This window comes from Curtobacterium sp. MCPF17_011 (assembly GCF_003234145.1).
Lineage (GTDB): Bacteria > Actinomycetota > Actinomycetes > Actinomycetales > Microbacteriaceae > Curtobacterium.
Map to the genome: position 1 here is coordinate 1 of NZ_QKSK01000020.1, position 20,022 is coordinate 20,022.

The 20,022-nt window shown below is 71.4% G+C and carries 19 protein-coding genes; 10 read left to right on the forward strand and 9 right to left on the reverse strand.

Features of this window, described 5'->3' with window-relative positions:
• Positions 1 to 265 precede the first annotated feature (265 nt).
• From DEJ25_RS16100 to DEJ25_RS16130, 7 genes are all read left to right on the forward strand, one after another.
• The gene (locus DEJ25_RS16100) at positions 266 to 1,324 is read left to right on the forward strand and encodes a LacI family DNA-binding transcriptional regulator (protein WP_111045314.1); all 1,059 of its coding nucleotides are present in this window, start codon (positions 266 to 268) and stop codon (positions 1,322 to 1,324) included.
• Between the two features lies 1 nt (position 1,325).
• Positions 1,326 to 2,837: a sugar ABC transporter ATP-binding protein gene (locus DEJ25_RS16105; protein ID WP_111045315.1), complete on the forward strand. Its 1,512-nt coding sequence runs from the start codon at positions 1,326 to 1,328 to the stop codon at positions 2,835 to 2,837.
• Between the two features lie 79 nt (positions 2,838 to 2,916).
• Positions 2,917 to 3,888, forward strand: a complete 972-nt coding sequence (locus DEJ25_RS16110; RefSeq protein ID WP_111045316.1) for an ABC transporter permease — start codon at positions 2,917 to 2,919, stop codon at positions 3,886 to 3,888.
• Positions 3,889 to 3,939: 51 nt separating this feature from the next.
• Positions 3,940 to 4,890 (forward strand): substrate-binding domain-containing protein, encoded by a 951-nt coding sequence (locus tag DEJ25_RS16115; RefSeq protein ID WP_110904005.1) that lies wholly within the window; start codon positions 3,940 to 3,942, stop codon positions 4,888 to 4,890.
• A complete protein-coding gene (locus tag DEJ25_RS16120) occupies positions 4,887 to 5,885 on the forward strand; it encodes a ribokinase (protein ID WP_110904006.1) in 999 nt (332 codons plus the stop codon). The genes DEJ25_RS16115 and DEJ25_RS16120 overlap by 4 nt, the downstream gene beginning before the upstream one ends.
• A complete protein-coding gene (gene rbsD, locus DEJ25_RS16125) occupies positions 5,882 to 6,265 on the forward strand; it encodes a D-ribose pyranase (RefSeq protein WP_110904007.1) in 384 nt (127 codons plus the stop codon). Before DEJ25_RS16120 ends, rbsD begins: the two co-directional genes overlap by 4 nt.
• Before the next feature lie 195 nt (positions 6,266 to 6,460).
• Positions 6,461 to 7,126 carry a hypothetical protein gene (locus DEJ25_RS16130; protein WP_258366536.1) on the forward strand — a complete coding sequence of 222 codons (666 nt, stop codon included), beginning with the start codon at positions 6,461 to 6,463 and terminating at the stop codon, positions 7,124 to 7,126.
• Between the two features lie 63 nt (positions 7,127 to 7,189).
• Here the strand turns inward: DEJ25_RS16130 and DEJ25_RS16135 are convergent, their stop codons facing one another.
• The 4 genes from DEJ25_RS16135 to DEJ25_RS17105 are packed head-to-tail and all read right to left on the reverse strand — an operon-like array spanning position 7,190 to position 9,110.
• Complete coding sequence (locus DEJ25_RS16135) at positions 7,190 to 7,471, reverse strand: transcriptional regulator (protein WP_110904038.1); 282 nt, start codon at positions 7,469 to 7,471, stop codon at positions 7,190 to 7,192.
• A gap of 32 nt (positions 7,472 to 7,503) precedes the next feature.
• A complete protein-coding gene (locus tag DEJ25_RS16140) occupies positions 7,504 to 7,998 on the reverse strand; it encodes a hypothetical protein (protein ID WP_110904009.1) in 495 nt (164 codons plus the stop codon).
• A gap of 33 nt (positions 7,999 to 8,031) precedes the next feature.
• Entirely contained in the window at positions 8,032 to 8,571 is a 540-nt protein-coding gene (locus DEJ25_RS16145; protein WP_111045318.1) for a GNAT family N-acetyltransferase, read from the reverse strand.
• Entirely contained in the window at positions 8,568 to 9,110 is a 543-nt protein-coding gene (locus DEJ25_RS17105) for a GNAT family N-acetyltransferase (protein ID WP_110904011.1), read from the reverse strand. The genes DEJ25_RS16145 and DEJ25_RS17105 overlap by 4 nt, the downstream gene beginning before the upstream one ends.
• Here DEJ25_RS17105 and DEJ25_RS16155 point away from each other — a divergent pair.
• The 3 genes from DEJ25_RS16155 to DEJ25_RS16165 all read left to right on the forward strand — a co-directional run bounded on the left by DEJ25_RS16155 (position 9,025) and on the right by DEJ25_RS16165 (position 10,935).
• Positions 9,025 to 9,387: an HAD family hydrolase gene (locus DEJ25_RS16155; RefSeq protein WP_258366537.1), complete on the forward strand. Its 363-nt coding sequence runs from the start codon at positions 9,025 to 9,027 to the stop codon at positions 9,385 to 9,387. The genes DEJ25_RS17105 and DEJ25_RS16155 overlap by 86 nt on opposite strands.
• Positions 9,388 to 9,430: 43 nt before the next feature.
• Positions 9,431 to 10,096, forward strand: coding sequence for a CatA-like O-acetyltransferase (locus DEJ25_RS16160; RefSeq protein WP_110904013.1), 666 nt, complete (start codon positions 9,431 to 9,433; stop codon positions 10,094 to 10,096).
• Between the two features lie 80 nt (positions 10,097 to 10,176).
• On the forward strand, positions 10,177 to 10,935 hold the full coding sequence (locus tag DEJ25_RS16165) for an SDR family NAD(P)-dependent oxidoreductase (protein WP_181421595.1): 759 nt from the start codon (positions 10,177 to 10,179) through the stop codon (positions 10,933 to 10,935).
• Positions 10,936 to 11,117: 182 nt separating this feature from the next.
• Here DEJ25_RS16165 and DEJ25_RS16170 read toward each other — a convergent pair whose 3' ends face one another.
• The 5 genes from DEJ25_RS16170 to DEJ25_RS16190 all read right to left on the reverse strand — a co-directional run bounded on the left by DEJ25_RS16170 (position 11,118) and on the right by DEJ25_RS16190 (position 20,022).
• The gene (locus tag DEJ25_RS16170; RefSeq protein WP_111045325.1) at positions 11,118 to 11,723 is read right to left on the reverse strand and encodes a TetR/AcrR family transcriptional regulator; all 606 of its coding nucleotides are present in this window, start codon (positions 11,721 to 11,723) and stop codon (positions 11,118 to 11,120) included.
• Positions 11,716 to 12,576, reverse strand: a complete 861-nt coding sequence (locus DEJ25_RS16175; protein WP_110904015.1) for an alpha/beta fold hydrolase — start codon at positions 12,574 to 12,576, stop codon at positions 11,716 to 11,718. Before DEJ25_RS16175 ends, DEJ25_RS16170 begins: the two co-directional genes overlap by 8 nt.
• A gap of 66 nt (positions 12,577 to 12,642) precedes the next feature.
• Positions 12,643 to 15,876, reverse strand: a complete 3,234-nt coding sequence (locus DEJ25_RS16180) for a GH92 family glycosyl hydrolase (RefSeq protein ID WP_111045319.1) — start codon at positions 15,874 to 15,876, stop codon at positions 12,643 to 12,645.
• Between the two features lie 14 nt (positions 15,877 to 15,890).
• On the reverse strand, positions 15,891 to 16,862 hold the full coding sequence (locus DEJ25_RS16185) for an endo-beta-N-acetylglucosaminidase H (RefSeq protein ID WP_110904017.1): 972 nt from the start codon (positions 16,860 to 16,862) through the stop codon (positions 15,891 to 15,893).
• Positions 16,863 to 16,986: 124 nt separating this feature from the next.
• A complete protein-coding gene (locus DEJ25_RS16190) occupies positions 16,987 to 20,022 on the reverse strand; it encodes a glycoside hydrolase family 38 C-terminal domain-containing protein (RefSeq protein ID WP_111045320.1) in 3,036 nt (1,011 codons plus the stop codon).

The window sequence follows — 20,022 nt, forward strand, 5'->3', positions numbered from 1 at the left end:
GCCGATCCTCGATCCCCGTAATCCCCTCCACCCCCCCCCCCCCCGCTCCGGCGCCGTCTGACCGGCGCTGTCTCGGCGTGCCCGACTCCTCCGCGAAAGCGACAGATCGTCGCGCATCTCCGGCGCAGGACTGTCGCTTTCGCGGACGGCTCGGCAGGCGCGGCTCGGGACCGCGCCGCTTGACAGAGGCCGGGGGCGGTCCCTATGGTCATGGAATCGATTCCATGGAATCGATTCCATGACTCGCCCAACGGAGTGCTCACCGATGAACACCGTCACCATCAAGGACGTCGCCGCCCGCGCCGGCGTCTCCGCAGCGACGGCGTCCCGCGTGCTCTCCGGCAACGCGGCCACCAGTCAGGACTCTCGCCGAGCGGTCGAGCAGGCGGCGAAGGACCTTGACTTCCGCCCGAACCTGCAGGCCCGCGCGCTCCGCTCCACCCGGTCGGACACGATCGGTCTGCTGGTCTCCGACGTCCGCAACCCGTTCTTCGCCGACCTCGCCCACACCATCGAGCAGGCCGCGCTGGCCGAGGGCTACGTCACGCTGCTCGGCAACGCGAACGAACGAGCCGACCAGCAGAACCGGTACCTCGACACGCTCATCGCCCGCCGGGTCGACGGCGTGATCGTCGCTCCGCAGGGCAACGACACCGGCACCGTGCAGCAGCTCGTCGACCGCGAGGTCCCGACCGTGTTCGTCGACCGCGTGATCCCGGGCATCGACGTCCCGAGCGTGACGACGGACAGCAGCACCGGCATCCGCCAGACCGTCGAACACCTCGCCGCCCTCGGCCACACCCGCATCGGGTACATCGCCGGTCCACAGAGCGTCTCCACCGGCCGCGAGCGGTTCACCGCCTACCAGGACGCCGTCGTCGCAGCCGGGCTGAGCGAGGACCCCGAGCTCGTCGTCTTCGGTGACTTCCAGGCCGCGTCCGGTTCCGCCGGCGTCACCACGTTGCTCGAGCTCGACGACCCGCCCACGGCGATCTTCGCTGCGGACAGCCTGATGGCCGTCGGTGCGATCGCGATCCTCAACCGACTCGGCCTCCGGGTCGGTCAGGACATCGCGCTCGTCGCCTTCGACGACATCGAGTGGTTCTCGTTGTTGGAGCCCGCGCTCTCCGTCGTCGCCCACAGCGTCGAGGACATGGGCCGCGTCGCCGTGGGCCTGCTCCGCGACGTCATCGACGGCGGCAGCCCCGAGTCCGTCCGTCTGCCGAGCGAACTGATCGTCCGCGCGTCCTCGGCCACCCCCATCCGACCCGTCCGGCAGGCCGCATCGTCGCGCCCCGCCGCCCAGCAGCACCCGGAGAACTGACATGGCGCAGACCCCCCTCCTCACCCTCGACCGGGTGAGCAAGTCGTTCGGTCCCGTCCAGGTGATCACCGACGTCACCGTCGACGTGCACGCCGGGAAGGTCCAGGTCCTCCTGGGCGAGAACGGTGCTGGCAAGTCGACCCTCATCAAGATGATGTCCGGGATCCACCAGCCCGACGGCGGACGGATCCTGGTCGACGGGGTCGAGGTGAGCCTCCCGACCGTCTCCGCCGCGGAGCGGCTCGGCATCGCGACGATCCACCAGGAACTCAACCTGGTCGGCTCGCTCAGCGTCGCCGAGAACGTGATGATGGGCCGGATCCCGACCCGCTTCGGGCTGGTCGACCGGAAGACGCTCCGCCGTCAAGCCGAGGCCGCCCTCGCGGTGATCGGGCTGGACGTGGACGTCGACACCCCCGTCGGCGAGCTCGGCATCGCACGGCAGCAGCTGGTCGAGATCGCGAAGGCGCTCAGTGTGGAGGCGCGGATCCTGATCCTCGACGAGCCCACCGCCGCCCTCACCCGCCACGAGACCGAGGCCCTGTTCCGCGTGGTCGCGGACCTCCGGGCCCGGGGCGTCGGCATGCTGTTCATCAGTCACCACCTCGACGAGATCGCCGAGATCGGCGACACGGTCGCCGTGCTCCGCGACGGCCACTTCGTCGCCGAGGTCCCCGCCTCCACGCCCGAGGACGAACTCGTCCGCCTCATGGTCGGCCGGAGCATCGAGGAGCAGTACCCGACCGGCAGCGCCGTGGTGGACCGCGCGGACGCCGTCCTGCGGGTCGAGCACCTCACCGCGGCCGGCCGGTTCCAGGACGTGTCCTTCGACGTGCACGCCGGGGAGATCGTCGGCATCTCCGGACTCGTCGGTGCCGGACGGACCGAACTGGTCCGGGCCATCGCGGGCGCCGACGGGTACGACAGCGGCACGGTCACCGTCCGCGGCCGGCAGCTCGGCAAGGGCAGCGTCGCCGGGGCGATCCGCGCCGGCATCGGGCACGTGCCCGAGGACCGCAAGGGCCAGGGCCTGGTGCTCGGCGCCTCGGTCAACGACAACCTCGGGTACGCCACGCTCGCGTCGAGCGCCCGGGGCGGACTCGTCGACTTCGCCGGGCAGAAGCAGCGTGCCGAGCAGGTCGCTGCCCGGCTCCGCATCCGGATGCACGACATCGACCAGCCGATCGGGTCGCTCTCCGGCGGCAACCAGCAGAAGGCCGTGTTCGGTCGCTGGATCCTCGCGGGCTCGAGTGTGCTGCTGCTCGACGAGCCCACCCGTGGCGTGGACGTCGGCGCGAAGGTCGAGATCTACGAGCTCGTCAACGCCATCACCGCCGGTGGGGGTGCCGTCGTGATGGTGTCGAGCGAGCTGCCCGAGGTGCTCGGCATGAGTGACCGGATCCTCGTCATGCGAGACGGTCGGATCGCCGGTGAACTCGACGGTGCCGACGCCACCGAGGACGCCGTGATGACCCTCGCCGCCCGCGACGTCCCGGACGCCGACGCCGCCTGACGACGGCCCCCCTCCCGCGCGGTCACCCGCGCGCACATCCCCGCGTACAGCGCAGTACCCACCAGAAAGCACATGCCGCATGTCATCGACCACTGCGAAGGCCCCGAACCGGTCCTTCTCGTTCACGAAGTTCCTGGCGAACAACGGCGCCCTCGTCGGCCTCGTCGTGCTCTGCATCGCGCTCTTCATCGCGACGCCTGACTTCCTCACCGGCCGCAACATCCTCAACATCGGCATCCAGGTGTCGACCGTGGCCGTGCTCGCGTTCGGCGTGACCTTCGTGATCGTCGCGGGCGGCATCGACCTGTCCGTCGGCTCGGTCGCCGCGCTGTCGGCGATGGTCTCCGCGTGGTTCTTCGCCACCGCGGGGCTGCCCGGCTGGCTGGCCCTGGTCGGCGGACTCGTCGCCGGACTCGCCACCGGCGTCGTGAACGGCCTGGCCAGCGCCTACGGCAAGCTGCCGTCGTTCATCGCGACCCTGGCGATGCTCAGCGTCGCCCGCGGTCTGACCCTCGTGCTCTCCGACGGCAAGCCGGTGCCGACCTCGCCCCAGGTGTCGTTCCTCGGTGGGGACATCGGACCCGTGCCGGTGCCGATCATCGTCCTCGTGGTGGCCGCGCTGATCGCGTCCTTCATCCTCAACCGCACCGTGATCGGTCGGAGCATGTACGCCGTCGGGGGCAACGCCGAGGCAGCACGGTTGTCGGGCCTCCCGGTCAAGCGGATCGTCGTCGTCGTGTTCGGGCTGTCCGGGCTGTTCGCCGCACTCGCCGGCCTGCTGCTGGCGGGTCGACTCGACTCGGCGCAGCCGCAGGCCGCCAGCGGCTACGAGCTCGACGCCATCGCGTCGGTCGTCATCGGCGGCGCCTCGCTCGCGGGCGGTGTCGGCCGGATCTCCGGCACCTTCATCGGTGCGCTCGTCCTCGTCGTGATCCGCAACGGCCTGAACCTGCTCAACGTCAGCTCGTTCTGGCAGCAGGTCGTCATCGGCCTGGTCATCGCGGTCGCCGTCGGGTTCGACGTGCTCCGCCGCAAGACGCGCAGCAGCTGACGCGCTCCTCTCCTCTTCCTCCTCCCCACCCTCTCCACAAAGGAACCAACGATGAAGTTCTCCTCCTTCCAGAAGGTCGCCACCGTCGGCGTCGTCGCCGGCCTGGTCGTCCTCGGCACCGCCGGATGCAACCGCACGAGCAGCACCGGCGCGTCGGGTGGCGGCGACATGAAGATCACGCTCGCCCTCTCCACGCTCAACAACCCGTTCTTCGTCGAGGTCCGCGACGGCGCGAAGGCCGAGGCGAAGAAGCAGGGCGTCACCCTCGACGTCGTCGACGCCCAGAACGACTCCGCCCAGCAGGCGAACCAACTGCAGACCGCCTCGAGCGGCAGCACGAAGGCCGTCATCGTCAACCCGGTCGACTCCGACGCCGCCGGCCCGAGCGTCACCGCACTGAACAAGGCGGAGATCCCGGTCATCGCCGTCGACCGCACCGTCAACGACGCCTCGGTCGACTCGTTCATCGCGAGCGACAACGTCGCCGGTGGCAAGCAGGCCGCCGACGACCTGGCGAAGGCGATCGGCGAGAAGGGCGAGATCCTCGTCCTGCAGGGTCAGGCGGGCACCTCCGCCAGCCGTGACCGCGGCCAGGGCTTCGCCGAGGGCATCAAGGCCTACCCGGGCATCAAGGTCGTCGGCAAGCAGACCGCGAACTTCGACCGCGCCACCGCGCTCGACGTCACCACCAACCTGCTGCAGGCCCACCCCGACGTCGTCGGCGTCTTCGCCGAGAACGACGAGATGGCACTCGGCGCGATCAAGGCCCTCGGGGCGAAGGCGGGCACGAGCGTCAAGGTCGCCGGCTTCGACGGCGAGGCCGACGGCCTCAAGGCGATCCAGGACGGCACGCTGAGCAGCTCGGTCGCCCAGCAGCCGGCCAAGCTCGGCGCGCTGGCGGTCGACCAGGCCGTGAAGGCCGTCTCCGGCAAGGCCGAGAAGACCGTCCAGGTGCCCGTCGTCTCGGTGACCAAGAGCAACGTCGGAGACTTCACCAAGTGAGCCGTCCCACCGGAACCGTGGTCGTCGTGGGTTCGCTCAACGTCGACCAGGTCGTGACCGTCGATCGCCACCCCGCACCGGGTGAGACGCTCATCGCGACCTCCTTCGCCCTGCTCCCGGGTGGCAAGGGTGCGAACCAGGCCGTCGCGGCCGCCCGTCGAGGCGCGCCGACCGTGATGGTGGGGAGCGTCGGACGCGACGGTGCGGCGAAGGTGGCCACGAGCCTCCTGGCCGACAGCGGCGTCGACGTCACCCACGTCCGCGCGGTCGACGCCCCCACCGGGCTCGCGACCATCACGGTCGACCGCAGCGGCGAGAACACGATCGTCGTGGTCCCCGGGGCCAACGCGTCGACCGGGACGGAGGCTGTGCTCGCGGCCGCGGACGCCGTCGCGTCGGCCGCGGTGGTCGTCCTGCAGGGCGAGGTCCCCGCGGACGGCGTCGGCGCCGCCGTCACGGCGGCGACCGGGCGGGTGCTGCTCAACCTGGCGCCCGTCGTGCCGGTCGGACGGGCGGTCGTGCTCGCCGCCGACCCGCTCGTCGTCAACGAGCACGAGGCAGCGCTCGTCCTCGCGCAGCTCGTCCCGGGTGCCGAGGTGCCGGCGGACGAAGGCGCGCTCGTCGCGACGCTCCGCTCGCTCGGCATCCGGTCCGTGGTCGTCACGCTCGGAGCACGCGGTGCCCTGGTCTCCGACGACGAGGACCCGGCAGCGGTGGTCGCCGTGCCGTCACCGCGCGTGGTGGCGGTCGACACCTCCGGCGCGGGCGACGCGTTCGTCGGGGCGCTCGCCGCCGGGCTCGCCGCGGGACGCTCCTTGCTCGAGTCGGCTCGCCAGGCCGTCCGGGTCGGGGCGTTCGCCGTGCAGGGGGTCGGGACCCAGCCGTCCTACCCGACGCTCGACGACGTGCTGCCCGAGGTCGCGCCCGAGTCCGAGTCCGAACTCGAGTCCGCGCCCGAGGACGGGACGGACGGAGCGCAGGGAGTCGACGCATGAAGAAGACCGGCATCCTCAACGCGGAGTTGAACGCGGGGCTGAGTCGGCTCGGCCACGGTGACCTCGTCGTGGTCGCGGACTGCGGGCTCCCGATCCCGCCGGGAGTCCCGGTCGTGGACCTCGCCCTCGTGCACGGAGTCCCGCGCTTCGTCGACGTCCTCGACGCACTGCTCGGGGACGCGGTCTTCCAGGACTGCGTCGTGGCGACGGAGGTCGCCGGGACCGAGGCCGAGACGTGGTTGGCCGAACGGTTCCCGGAGCGCCGGTCGGTGTCGCACGAGCAGCTCAAGGCGATGTCCGGCGGAGCGCGGCTGTTCGTGCGCACCGGCGAGGCGACGCCGTTCGCCAATGCGGTGCTCGTCTGCGGCGTCCCCTTCTGAGGTCCGGGCCGTCCGGCTCGTCCCGATCGTCTGTACCCCGATGGTCCCCATGGTGGAGGACTAGCTTGGCGGGACCCGGAAAGACGTCGATACCGCGGCGGACACGCTGACGCGGGAGTTCGGCGGTGGTGCCCCATGTCACGAGCCCGCGCGATGGTCCGTTCAGCCCTCATGATCCCGGCGCGCGTCGGACGCGTGAGCGAGTTCGTCTTCCGCCGTTCCGACGCCGCCTGGGACGTGTTCCCCGACGACGACCCGGCCGGCACCGTCCCGGGGTTGGCGGTCGACCGGGTCTGGTTCGTCGGCGAGCGCGGTGAACTGTCGCTCGGCGTCCGTACCCACGAGCTGTCCCTCCCGGCGTTCTTCGCCCGGAAGCGCGCAGGCCGATGTGGTCGAGGGACCTCGTGGTCGATCGCGAGCGCACCGTCGTCGAGCGTCCGACAGCTGCCCCCGATCGTCCACGCGCACCGCGAACACCTGCAGGAGTGCGAGCTCGCCGTCGTCATGGTGGGCATCACGGACGCCCTGCGGGTCATGCCTCCGAGGACGTGGGAGGAGCACCTCCGGGACACCGTCACCGCACTCCTCGAGGTGCTCCCGCCCACCGCCCGGGTCCTCGTCGGTGAGATCCCGCCCCTCGACAACGCCGGCAGCCTCTCCCGTCCCGCGCGGGCCGCCGCCGGCGTGCACGGGAAGGCGCTCAACCTCCGGTCTCGCGCGGTGGCGGAGGACCACCGGCGCGTCAGCGTCGTCGGCTTCCCGGAGGAGCTGACGCGATCGGTGTGGCGTCCGGAGGCGGAGGAACACCGGTACCGCGACACCTACGCGGTGTGGGGCGCACACCTGGCCGCCCACGCCTGAGCGTCCGTCCCGATCTCCACGACCGCATCGGCTCACGTCCGCGGTCCCTCGAGCGCTCCGGCGTCAGCCCAACAGTGCGCGCAAGGCGGCGACATGTCCGTGGTAGGCGCTGCGACCCTCCGGGGTGAGTGCGAGCCACGTCTTGACCCGCCCCTTGCCGGTCGGCTTGCGCACCGTCAGGTACCCCGCGTCCTGCAGCACCTTGACGTGCTTGCTCGTCACCGAGTCGCTCGCGCCGAGCACGTCGCGCACCACCGAGAACTCGGCCTGGTCGAGCGGATCGAGGAACGCGCAGATCTGCAGACGGTTCGGTGCGTGCACCACCTCGTCGAACCTCCCGCTCACGCCGCTCCCCCGACCCGTCGACGGCGCGGCGGTCACGAGGCCTGCACGCGGCCCTGCCGCAGCTCCGACCGCAGCCGGCGGTCGAACCGACGTCCGAGCACGACCATCGCCACGACGACCATCACCGCCAGCACCCACACCGGCCAGAGGAGGCCCGTGGCCTCGTGCACGAAGATCGCGGCGACGACCGCGACCACATCGAACACGCCCATCGCCACTGCCCACCGGGTCGCGGCTCCGGCTCGGTGGCCGGAGACCCACACACCGGTGAGTCGGCGGTAGGCCGAGACGAGCGCGAGGATCCCGGCGAAGAAGACGACGAGCACGGCCGCTCGGACGACGGTGTCGCCCAACGCGTAGCCGACCAGGTAGGCGCCGGCGAGCAGGCCCAGGGCCAGGTGGTACCACCACGGGGTCACCAGACGGTCGGCGACGGAGGCCCTGGTCGCGTCGACCGCAGCGAGCGCCTGTCGGGCGTCGGTCGGGTCCGAGCCGTCGGGTGCGCTGTTCCTCGGGTCGTTTTCCATGTCGGCAAGTCAATCATTTGCCGCCATGGAAAGTCAACGGTCGACCGGGACCGGAGGATCGTCACGCAGCCGCTGGAACATGCTGTGGTCCTGCCACCGGCCCGCGATCTCGAGGTACCGCGGGGCGAGGCCGTACTGGACGGGACCGTTGCGGGCCAGCACCCGCTGCGAGGCGGTGTTGTGGACGAGGGTCTCGGCCTGGACGCGATGCAGGCCGAGCTCGTCGAACGCATGCCCGAGCGCCGCGGCGACTGCGTGGGTCGCGAGGCCTCGGCCGGTCCGGTCCTCCGACAACCAGTACCCCATCGCGCAGGACCGGAACGAGCCGCGCACGATGCCGCTGAGGGTCAGACGACCTGCCACCTGGCCGTCATCGTCGAGGACCACGAACGGGACGGTCCCGCCGCGACGGTGTTGCTCCAGCACGAGGTCGATGTCCGTCCGCTGACCGGGGACGGTCTCGTACCCGTCGGCGCGGATGGGGCTCCACGGCGCGAGGAACGCCCGGTTGCGGACGAGCAGGTCGGAGAGTGCGCGGCCGTCGCCGGGTTCGATCAGGCGGATCGTGGTCATCGTGCGCGTCCGTCGAGCACGGGTCGGTCGAGCGCCAGCGCGAGTTCGAGCGTGTTCCCCGCGGTGAAGCCGACGGGACGTGTCCGCCCGGTGGGGACGAAACCATGACGCGCGGAGAAGCGGCGCGCGGGCTCGGCGTGCTCGTGGACGTCCGAACGGAGACGTCCAGCGCCTCGCTCGTGCACCCACCGGACGATGCCGTCCAGCAACGCATCGGCCACCCCGTTCCCCCGGCCTCGGAAGTCCGGCGAGACGAAGACGCCGGTGAGGACAGGGTCCGTCCCGTCGCCGTCCCAGCTCTGCGCGCTCATCATGCCGATCCACCGCCCGGTGTGGGTCTCCACGGCGGCGAGGCTGGTCGCTTCGACGGCCTGACCACGCCGCGCACGCAGTCGCCAGTCGGCCTCCGTCATCGCGAGGGTCGTCTCGAGCGTCGCGCCGTACGAGATCGGGTTGTCCGTCGCGTTCTCGATCCGCAGCGCACGCACCAGCGGCCAGTCGTCCTCGACGGTTCGACGGACGGAGAACGAGACGCTCATGCCGGTGACGGTACCGGGCTCGGCCTCCTGGGGCGTTGTGAAGCCGTCACCGGAGTTCTTCGCCCGGGTCGTCACGGCCTCCGCGTGCCGCGCCGCCGAGGTCCTGTACGTCGGCGACCGCTTGGACAACGACATCCTGCCGGCGAAGGCAGCCGGGATGCGGACCGCGTTCATCCGCCGTGGACCGTGGGGACACATGCATGCCGCGCGCGCTGAGGCTGCCCGACCGGACCTGTGGCTGGACACGTTGCAGGACCTCGTCCGCGCACTCTCCTGACCCGTTCGGGCGCGATGTTCGGGACCGGCCCTACGCTCGAATCATGGAGATCCTCCGTCCCATCGACCTGGCCACCTGGCCCCGGCGCGAGCACTTCGAGCACTACCGCGACCGCGTCCCGTGCACGTACGCGATGACGGTCGACGTCGACGTGACCGCACTCCGGATGGCCCTCAGCGGGACGGCGGTCAAGAGCTCGGTCGCGGTGACCTGGGCCCTGTCGACGATCGTGAACCGGCACCAGGAGTTCCGGATGGCGCTCCACCCGACCGGCGCTCCCGCGGTGTGGGACGTCGTGCACCCCGCGTTCACGGTGTTCAACCCCGAGCGGGAGACGTTCGCCGGCGTGTGGACACCACACCGCGACGACTTCGCGACCTTCCACGGCGAAGCGGTCGAGGTCATCGAGCGACACCGCACTGCGACGTCGCTCTTCCCGCAGTCCGACACCCCGGCGAACACCTTCGACGTGTCGAGCATCCCGTGGGCGTCGTTCACCGGGTTCACGCTCGACATCGGCGGCGGGTTCGACCACCTGCTCCCCATCATCACACTCGGTCGCTACCGGCAGACGACGGGCCGGACGGTGATGCCCGTCGCGATCCAGGTGCACCACGCGGCGGCGGACGGATTCCACACGGCGCGACTGGTCAATGAGTTGCAAGTGCTGTTGGCATCGCCGGAGTGGACGCAGGCAGCTGCTCGTTGACCTCACAGGTCTGACGTCGAACCTGTCCGTTCCCTCCCGGACGCCGTCGTAGAGTCCCGAGGACGAGGATCGGAGCATCGATGGAAGACCTGCACGGCGTGCGCGCACTCATCACCGGCGGGACCTCGGGACTCGGCCGCGCCATGGCCGAGGGACTCGTCGAAGCTGGCGCCCGGGTGGCCATCACTAGCCGGTCGGAACACCGTGTCGCCGACGCTGCATCAGCCATGGGCCCCGAGACACTGGGCGTCGTGATGGACAGCCGGAACGAGGACTCGGTCACCGCCGGCGTCACCGCTGCGTGGGACACGCTCGGCGGGATCGACCTGCTGGTGAACAACGCCGGGATCGGGATGCGCACAGTCAACCCGAACTTCATGACGACTCCGCAAGGCTTCTGGGACGTCACGCCCGCGGGCTTCCGTGACGTGGTCGACACGAACCTGACCGGTTACTTCCTCGTCGCGCGGGCGGTGGTTCCGCGCATGCTCCAGGCCGGGGGTGGTCGCGTCGTCACGGTCAGCATGAACCACAGCACGATGAACCGACGCGGGTTCGTCCCGTACGGCCCGTCCCGAGCCGGAGCAGAGGCGCTCGCCCGGATCATGGCGGCGGACCTCGCGGACACGTCCGTGCGGGCGAACATCCTGCTGCCAGGCGGTGCGACGGCGACCGGGATGCTCGACGGCACCGCGAGGCCCGGCAGCCTCGCGGTGCTTCCCGCCGACGTCATGCGGGCACCGATCCGGTGGTTGGCGTCCGCCGACGCGGCCGACCTGCACGACGAACGGATCGTCGCGACGGAGTTCGCGGAGTGGTCGGCAGCGCGTGGGCGGTGACGGCCGTCAGCCCCGACGGATCAGGCTCGGGGTCGGACGAACTCCGCCCACTCTTCCGGGCGCCGCGCGGCGAACCAGGCGTCGACCAGGCCGGTGCGCGGTGAAGCGCAGCTTCGTGCTCTCGGCGGTCGCGCTGCCGCCCCCGGTGTTGGTCGTGTCGCTCCTGGTCCCCCTCGAGCCGCCTAACGACCATCGGGCACGACCGAACGCCCGTCCCCACCCGCAGCCCGGGCCCGCAGCCCCTGGTCGAGGAAGTCGATCATCCAGGTGAAGCTCTCGTCCACGTCGGCGCCGAGCTGGAACCCGCCGGACACCTCGAGGGTGGCGAAGCCGTGCAGCATGCTGCGGAGCATCCGGAGCGCGTGCACCTCGTCGGCCGGGTCGAGCCCGTAGTCCCGCAGGACCGTGACGAACGACGACAGCGACCGATCGAGGGCCGTGGCGAGTGGGTCGTCGGCGTCCGCCGGTCGGCTGCCGGTGGTAGCGGCGTAGCGGCCCGGGTGCTCCTGCACGTACCGACGGACGGTGCGCGCGGCGGCGGCCAGGGCCTCCCGTCCGGTGCTCCCCCGGGTCGCCTCCGTCAGTGCCTCGGTCAGCTCGGCGGCAGCGAGGGCTGCGATCCGCCGGGTCAGGTCCGGGAGGCCCGCCACGTGCTTGTAGAGCGACGGCGGCTTCACGCCGAGCCGGTCCGCGACGGTGCTCATGCTCAGCTGCGCCAGGCCGTTCCCGTCGGCGAGGACCGCGGCGGCCTCGGTGACGACCGCGGGGTCGAGTCCGGCTCTAGGCACGGTCGCCACCCGTGGTGGTCGCCGTGAGCGTCCGCCCGAGGAACGGGAGCAGGAGGTCCATGACCTCGGCCGGGGTCTCGCGGTGCGGGTAGTGCCCGGCTCCCTCGATGACGGCGAGTTCGCCGAGGCCGGTCGGCAGGTCGCCGAGGATGCGGCGACCCTCGGCTGCGGGGTCGGCCCAGTCCGGGTCGGCACCGCCCTGGACGACGAGCACCGGGCAACGGACGTCGGCAAGTCGAGCGCCGGCGTCGGCCGGGTTGGTCTTCGTCATCGCCTTGAGGACGGCCATCCGCTCGGGCTGCCGCAGGGTGTCCTCGATGTGCCCGCGTTCGGTGGCCCAGTCGGCGGGCTTGGTGGCGACGGCCAGGTCCAGGTAGGCGAGCCAGCCCGGCAGGCTGCCGGCCGTCATGACCCGGAGGAGCTGGACGGTGCCGGATCGGTGGTGGTTCCGGTTGCGGAGGAACCCGCCGAGGTCGAACGACTGCGCCCGGGTGAAGGGGGCGAGTTCCACGACGCCGGTGATGAGCTCCGGGGCGTCCGCGGCGGCGATCGTCGCGGCACCGCCACTGATCGACTGACCGACGACGACCGCCGGGCCACCGAGGTGCCGGACGACGGCGACGAGGTCCCCGGCGATGTCGGCGCGGGAGTACCCGGCCCAACCGGTGCTCGAGTCGCCGCAGCCGCGGATGTCGACGTTCGCGACCCGGTACCCGGCGGCGACCAGTTCGGGGACGAGGAACCGGTACGAGTGCCGGCTGTCGCCCATGCCGTGGGCGAGGACGACGAGGGGTCCGGTACCGCTGACGTCGATGGCGATGGTGCCGCCGTCACGTTCGATGTGTTCGAGCATGTGTGCCTCCTGGCTACGAGTGTTAGCCAAAAGCTAACACCCATAGCCAGGAACGTCAACAGCGGGTCAGGAAGTGCCGTCCGCGACGATGAGCTGCAGCTGCGACAGCGTGATCGGCGTCAGGGCGTGGAACGTCAGGGTCCCGCCGTGGACCCCGCCGACGAACGGGAACACCCGGGTCTGCCCGGCCCAGTCGAACACCTCGTCCCGCCCCTCGAGCACGTGCACCGCTGTACCGTCGACGTCCCGCAGCACGATCCGCCACGACGCGGTACCGGCGGCCGCGACCGTCACCGTGACGAGCGACACGGCCTCGACCGTCACCGGCACCGCGACGGACTCCCCCGCCGCGAGCGCCACGACGGTCGCTCCCGCGTCGTCGGTGAGCGGTGACGCGCCGACCGGCAGCACGTCGTCGGGGGTGTCCCGGTACCCGTGCAGCACGGAGGCCGATGCCGGCCGGCTGTCCGCCGCCCACCCTCGAGGTGTGTCGGTGAGCGCGACCTCGATGCGCGAGGCACCGACCACGACAGCGTGCGGGATGCTCACCGACTCCCACGGCTCGCCGTCGACGGTCACGGAGGCGATGAACGCCCCGCTGCCGGTGGTCTCGATGACGGTGGGCGACCCTCCCGCCCGGTTCAGCACGGTCCGGCGGACCGACGGCGGCACGATCACGTAGGTCCCGGTCGACGGCGCCAGCGGGTACAGCCCGATGGTCGCGAAGACGTACCAGGCGCTCATCTCGCCGTTGTCCTCGTCGCCGGGGTACCCCTGCCCGAGGTCGGAGCCGACGAACAGCCGGTCGAGGCACTCCCGGACGATGCGGTGCGCGTCGTCGTGCCGGCCGGCGAACATGGGGAAGAACGGGATGTGGTGCGCCGGCTGGTTCGACAGGCCGAGCATGCCCATCCGGATGTCGCGGGCCTCGGTCATCTCGTGGATCGCGAACCCGTACGAGCCGGAACGGTCGGCCCCACCGGTCTCCCGTCGCGCCCAGAACCGCGCGAACGCCTCGTCGAAGCCGGCCGGACCGCCGTGCAGCTCGACGACGCCGGCGCCGTCGTGCGGCGCGGTGAACATCGTGCCCCACGCGTTGGTCTCGGTGTAGTCGCTGCCCCACACGTCGGGGTCGAAGTCGTCGCGCCACGCGCCGTCGGGCGTCCGCCCGATGAAGAACCCGCGCTCGCGGTCGAAGACGTTCCGGTACTGCAGGGAACGGCGCGCGAACCACTCGTGCTCGGCGCGGTACCGGGCAGCGCCGACGTCGTCACCGGCCGCGACCGCGCGGTCGGCCAGGGCATCCGCCAGCACGGCGACACCCCAGTCGTTGATGGCCGCGTCCAGGGTCCACGACATGCCCTCGCCAGTCGCCGTGTCGACGTACCCGCGGAACAGGCCCGGGAGGCTCCCCTTCCGCCCGACCCGCCGGTCCCCCGCCGGGACGGTCGCGTTCCGCAGCGCGGACCGGTACGCCTGCTCGAGGTCGAACCCGTCGACGCCCTTCGCGACGAGGTCGGCGAAGACGGTGTCGCTCGTGGTGCCGGTCATCACGTCCTCGGCGCCGGGAGCACTCCAGCGCGGGGTCCAACCACCGTCGGTGAAGTGGCCGACGACGCCCTCGGCCAGGTCGGCCGCGGTGTCCGGGGTGAGGAGTGCCAGCAGCGGCCAGGCGGTCCGGTAGGTGTCCCAGAACCCGTTCGTGGTGGTGAGCGGTCCGTCGACGACCTCGGGTCCGGGCTGGTCGCGGATCGGCTCGGACAGGACGTCGCCGTACGGGGACCGGTGACGCGGGCTGCCGGCCGGGTCGTCCTGGTGGACAAGGGCGGTCTCGCCGGCGCGGGTGGGGTAGAGGAACGCCCGGTACAGGCCGGAGTAGATCGACACGAGTTGGTCCTCGGTCGCGCCCTCGACCTGCAGGGTGTCCAGCTCGGCGACCCACCGGTCCTCGGCGTGCCGGCGCATCGCGTCGAAGTCGCCCGCGGCAGCCAGGTTCGCGACCGCGTCCTCCGCGGAGACCGTCGAGATGCCGAGCAGGACGTCGCTGTCGCCGGCGACCTCGACCGAGCCGCGCAGCAGCCCGTCGACGACCGTCGTGTGCTCGGCGACGGCGTTCTCGATCCGCAGGTGCACGTGGTGCGGTGGCGTCTCGGCGCGGTCGTCGAGCAGAGCGTCGACGATCGCCGTGCCGTCCTCGATCCGGACCTCGCACGAACGCAGCACACCGTGGTGGTCGAGGACGATGCTCCGGACACCGGTGAACCGCCACGCCAGGGCGAACTCACCGGCGGTCATCTCGGCGGTGACGCCCTCGTCGAGCGTGACCCGGTAGCGGTGCGGGCCGTCGAGCTCGTCGACGTGGTCGAACCCGAGCGCACGGGCGGTCCGGTCGACGTCGGGGTCGGCGAGCGGGGACGGCATGACCTGGAACACCCCGCGGTCGGCCATCCACGGTGAGGGCAGGTGGCTGGTGGCGAACGCCTGGATCGCGGGCCGGTTGTCGCTCGGCCGGTTGTGCTCTTGATAGGCGTACGGCCACCGGCTGTCGGCGGCGTTCGTCATCGGCAGGCCGAAGACCCCGCCGTGCGGCAGCCCCACGAGCGGTGCGTTGTTGCCGCGGGAGAACGTGCCGGACGAGTGCGTGCCGCGGGTGGTGCGGACGTGGTCGAGCGGGCGGGCGTCGGCGGGCACGGCACCGGTGGCGGGCCCTGCTGGCTCGATCCGGACGTCGTCGAGCCAGCCACGGACGGTGCGGACCACGCCGTCGGGGACTCCGACGGAAGCAGAGCCGGACGCTGGTTGGTCCGTCCGGCCGAGCCGCGCCTCCAGGCGGTCCACCACCCGGCCGGCGTGCGCCGACAGGTCGACGGTCCGCCGGTTCCACTGGTCGACCCACTGCTTGCGGGCGTCGTCCTGCGCCTCCGGGGTGACGGTGTCCCCGTACTGGTCGCGGGCGGAGTCGGTGCCGGACCCGGCACTGAGCCGGGTGCCGTCGGTGAAGACGATGTCGAGTGCGAACGCCGTGGCGGCCCAGAACCCGTCGAGGTCCGCCTCGGCCGGTTCGGTCTGCCCGTCGGGCAGTGACCGTTCCGGGAACCAGACCCAGGTCAGGACGTCGGTGGGTCCGACCTCCTGACCTGCCGGCCCGGGGACGACCACCACGGTCGCCCCCGGGTCGGTCTGTTCGATCAGGGTCGCCTCCTGCGAGACGAACCCGACCCCGTTCCGGGCCGCGACCGCGGTCGTCGGTCCGGCTGTCGGTCCGACTGCGGTCGGGCCACCACGGCGCACGTCACTCATCGATCAGTCGTCCCTCACCGGTAGACGGCCGACTGGCCGTACAGCACCTTCGTGAACTGCGACACGTAGGGGCTGACGTCACCGTCCGGCAGGTTGTACGTCATGTAGACGCCGTACCCGTCGGCCTTGGTCCGCTCGGCGAACGAGACGGCCGTGGCCACCGGGGTGTTCTGGATGTCGACCGCGGCGGCCGAGAGCTTCGACTTCGGCACACCCGGGATCTGCGGCGCCGTGTAGGTGCCGTAGTAGGGGTTCCACGCGTAGTCGAGCTTCTTGCCGATCGACGGCTTCTCCTGCTGCAGCGACGTCGACGACGGGCCGATGTCGTAGAAGGAGATGATCTTGCCGGGCATGTCCGCGCGGAGCGCCGAGACGAGCCAGCCGATCGACTGGTCGTTCGGCTGCGGTGTGCCGTCCACGCCGTAGTCCGAGTACTCGTCGTCCAGGTCCACGCCGTCCAGGCCGTACTGCTTGACCGTCGCGGACACCTGCGCCGCGAAGTCGCGGGCGTCGGCCTTGGAGGTGAAGTTCGCGAGCCCGGTGCCCTGGTGGTTGCCGAGCACGGAGAGCGTCACCTTGATGCCTTTGGCCTGCAGGGGCCGGATCTGCGTCGCGGCCTGGTCCAGCGTTCGCTGCACGTTCTCGTTGGCGTACAGGACCGCGTCGCCGTCCGCGTCGCGGTTGATGTTCGCGGCGAAGATGATCGCCACGTCGAAGGCGTTCGCACCGTTCTCGAGCGTGTACCGACCGACGTTCCGGAGTTCGTCGTTGTTCACCTCGACGTACGCGATGCTCGTCGGCCCGGACTTCGTCGGGGCGGAGTGTCCCGGCCGCCCGTGGCCGTGGCCGTGGCCGTTTCCGTGCCCCTGGCCGTGCGACGCGGCTGCCGGCCCGCCCGGTGCGGCTGATGCGGCGGCGGGCACCATCGGCGCCGCCACCATGGCGACCAGCGCCGCCACGATCCCGATCTTCATGGACTTCTGCATGTCACTCCTCTTCGAGTGGTGTCCGCGGCGACGAGGTGCCGCCGCGGGTCCACGACCGATCGGCCGTGGGACCCGCCGCCGGGACACCCGAAGTCCCGGCGGCGGGGGTCTCATCCGGCCACGGTCAGTGCGCTGCACCCCGTCGCGGGAAGCGGAACGTGCGGACCTCGAACGCGTCGACCGGGAAGGCCGCCACCCCGTCGGTGATCGCGGCGACGCCCGGCAGTGCCGGGTCGATCTCCTCGAGCAACGTGACCTCGACCGGCTCGTCGAAGGGTCCGTCGACCGCCAGGCCGCCCGTCCCGCGGCGTCCACCCGGCTCGTAGACCCGGACGACCAGGTCGCCGGAGCGGTCGTCGGCGAGCTTGACGGCCGAGACCACCACGTCGCCGGAGGCCTGCACGAGCGAGTCGAAGCCGTGCGCACCGGTGACCGTCCGGACGGCGGTGTTCATCGCCGTGCCGGCCGCGGTCGCGCCGACGATGTCCGTCCCGATGACGATCCCGTACCGGTGCGTCTGCACGCCCTGGTCGGTCTCCGGGTCCGGGAACCGCGGTGCCCGCAGCAGCGAGAGCCGGAGCGTCGTGGTGACGTGGCCGTCGACCGAGTCGCGTGTGACGTCGAACCCGTGGATCGAGTCGTTCACGAGCGCGACGCCGAATCCGGGCTCCTCGACGAGAACGTAGCGGTGCATGGACGTCTCGAACTTCGCGGCCTCCCACGAGGTGTTCGTGTGCGTCACCCGCTTCTGCGCGCCGAACTGCGTCTCGGCGATGGTGTGCTCGGCGCGGACGTCGAGCGGGAACGCCACCTTGAGGAATTTCTCGGTCTCGTGCCAGTCGGTGACCTGGGCGAACTCCAGGGTGCGTGCGCCCGGTGCAAGCGTGATCTCCTGCGTCACGGTGGACTCGCTGAACGCCCGCGACACCGTCACCCGGGCGGTCCCGTCGGCGTCGACCGAGGCACGGAGGCCGGTCACGTCGACCAGGTCCTCGACGCGGTTCCGGTAGTACCGGTCCACGTCCCACGCGTCCCACATGTTCGGGAAGTCCTGGTGCAGCTGCAGCAGGTTCGCGACCTGGCCGGGGGCGATCGCGTCGCGTCCGGTGGTCAGGTCGACCGCACTGGTGACGAGGCCGCGGCCGTCGACGACGACCCGGACCAGGTCGTTGGTGAGCACGATCCCGCCGTCGGCCTCGGTGAGGGTGACGGCGGTCGTCGCCGCCACGTCGGTGGTCAGGATCGCGCTCTGCGCCAGGGCACCGCTCTGGAGGCTCGGGGCCGGGTTGACGACGATCGTCCGGTCCCCGGGACCGGCGAGGGCCGACAGGGCGGAGGCGATGAGGGCCTCCAGGCGGTCGGCGACCTCGGCGTACCGCTCGACGGCCTCGCGGTGCACCCACGCGATCGAGGTGCCCGGCAGGATGTCGTGGAACTGCTGGAGCAGGACCTGCTGCCAGAGCGCGTCGAGCTCGTCGTACGGGTACGCGAAGTCGGTGCGGGCGGCGGCCGTGGCGCACCACAGCTCGGCCTCGACGAGCAGGTGCTCGCTGCGGCGGTTGCCCTGCTTGGTCTGGTGCTGGCTCGTCAGTGTGGCGCGGTGCAGCTCGAGGTAGAGCTCGCCGACCCACACGGGCGGGTTCTCCAGCTCGCTCTTGGCCCGGTCGAAGAACGCGTCGGGGTGCTCCCACGTGACGCGGGCGCTGCCCTCCAGGTCGGCCAGGCGTGCGGCCGTGCCGGTCATCTCACGGGTCGTGCCACCGCCGCCGTCGCCCCAGCCGACCGGGGCGATCGAGCCGGTGGCCAGACGGTTCTCGCGGAACTGCCGGGCGGCCTTCGCCACTTCGGAGCCGGAGAGCCGCGAGTTGTACGTGTCCATCGACGGGAAGTGCGAGAAGACCCGCGACCCGTCGATGCCCTCCCACAGGAACGTGTGGTGCGGGAACTTGTTTACCTGGTTCCAGGAGATCTTCTGCGTGAAGAACCACTCGAACCCGGCGCGACGCATCAGCTGCGGCAGCGCCGGCGAGTAGCCGAAGCTGTCCGGCAGCCACACGCCCTTCGGTCGGATGCCGAACTCGCGCTCGAAGAACCGCTGTCCCTGCGAGAACTGCCGGACGATCGACTCCCCCGTCGGCATCACGGTGTCGGACTCGACCCACATGCCGCCGAGGGGCAGGAACCGGCCGGCGGCGACGGCGTCCTTGACCTTCGCGTAGACCTCGGGGCGGTGCTCCTTGATCCAGGCGTACTGCTGGGCGCTGGACATGCCGTAGAGGAAGTCGTCCGTCTGCCCGATCAGCTCGGTCATGCTCGACGTGGTGCGGGCGACCTTCCGGATCGTCTCGCGCACCGGCCAGAGCCAGGCGGAGTCGATGTGGGCGTGGCCGACGGCGGAGATCCGGTGCGCGGAGGCCTCGGCGGGTGCGGCGAGCACCTCGGCGAGCGCCGCACGGGCGGCGGGGGCGGTCCCCGGGATGTGCTGCAGGTCGAGCGCGTCGAGGGCGTCGTCGAGCGCCTGCAGGATCCGCATCCGGCGCGGGCCCTGCGGCAGCTCCTCCTGCAGTTCGAGCAGGACGTCGATGTCGAGTGCAAGCTCGTGCACCTCGGCCGCGAACACGGCGAGGTCCATCCGGCGCGACGTGTACAGCCGCTTCGGGGACGAGGTCCGGACGTCGCCCTCCTGCGTGACCAGGAAGGGGTGGTAGTCGAGCAGCACCGGGTTCGACGCCGCCTCGACGAAGAACTCGACGGTCTCGCCACCGACGGCCTGCTCGGCGATGAGGACCCACTGGTTGCGCGGGTTGATCGACTTCACCGGTGTTCCGTCGGACAGGTAGACGAGTCCCTCGCACTGGAAGCCCGGCATGTTCTTGTCGAACCCGAGGTCGATGAGCGCCTCGACGCGCTGCCCGGCCCACCCGGCGGGGACGGTCCCGGAGAGGCGGAACCAGGTGGTGCCCCAGGCTGCTCCCCAGGGGGTGCCGACCTCGTACGGCTCGAAGGTGAGCGCGAGTCCCTCGGCGGGGGCGATCGGCTCGCCGGGCAGTTCGTGCCAGGCGGTGTCGAGCGGGACGGCGGTGGCGTGCACCTCGGGCAGGATGCGCTCGTCGAGCACGCGGCGTGCGCGGCCGATGGTGAGCGGGATGTCGTCGTGCAT

Coding starts and splice junctions, on each gene's coding strand:
- DEJ25_RS16100 (WP_111045314.1), top strand. CDS start 266: ATGAACACCGTCACCATCAAGGACGTCGCCGCCCGCGCCGGCGTCTCC.
- DEJ25_RS16105 (WP_111045315.1), top strand. CDS start 1,326: ATGGCGCAGACCCCCCTCCTCACCCTCGACCGGGTGAGCAAGTCGTTC.
- DEJ25_RS16110 (WP_111045316.1), top strand. CDS start 2,917: ATGTCATCGACCACTGCGAAGGCCCCGAACCGGTCCTTCTCGTTCACG.
- DEJ25_RS16115 (WP_110904005.1), top strand. CDS start 3,940: ATGAAGTTCTCCTCCTTCCAGAAGGTCGCCACCGTCGGCGTCGTCGCC.
- rbsD (WP_110904007.1), top strand. CDS start 5,882: ATGAAGAAGACCGGCATCCTCAACGCGGAGTTGAACGCGGGGCTGAGT.
- DEJ25_RS16140 (WP_110904009.1), bottom strand. CDS start 7,998: ATGGAAAACGACCCGAGGAACAGCGCACCCGACGGCTCGGACCCGACC.
- DEJ25_RS16145 (WP_111045318.1), bottom strand. CDS start 8,571: ATGACCACGATCCGCCTGATCGAACCCGGCGACGGCCGCGCACTCTCC.
- DEJ25_RS17105 (WP_110904011.1), bottom strand. CDS start 9,110: ATGAGCGTCTCGTTCTCCGTCCGTCGAACCGTCGAGGACGACTGGCCG.
- DEJ25_RS16160 (WP_110904013.1), top strand. CDS start 9,431: ATGGAGATCCTCCGTCCCATCGACCTGGCCACCTGGCCCCGGCGCGAG.
- DEJ25_RS16165 (WP_181421595.1), top strand. CDS start 10,177: ATGGAAGACCTGCACGGCGTGCGCGCACTCATCACCGGCGGGACCTCG.
- DEJ25_RS16175 (WP_110904015.1), bottom strand. CDS start 12,576: ATGCTCGAACACATCGAACGTGACGGCGGCACCATCGCCATCGACGTC.
- DEJ25_RS16180 (WP_111045319.1), bottom strand. CDS start 15,876: ATGAGTGACGTGCGCCGTGGTGGCCCGACCGCAGTCGGACCGACAGCC.
- DEJ25_RS16185 (WP_110904017.1), bottom strand. CDS start 16,862: ATGCAGAAGTCCATGAAGATCGGGATCGTGGCGGCGCTGGTCGCCATG.
- DEJ25_RS16190 (WP_111045320.1), bottom strand. CDS start 20,022: ATGCACGACGACATCCCGCTCACCATCGGCCGCGCACGCCGCGTGCTC.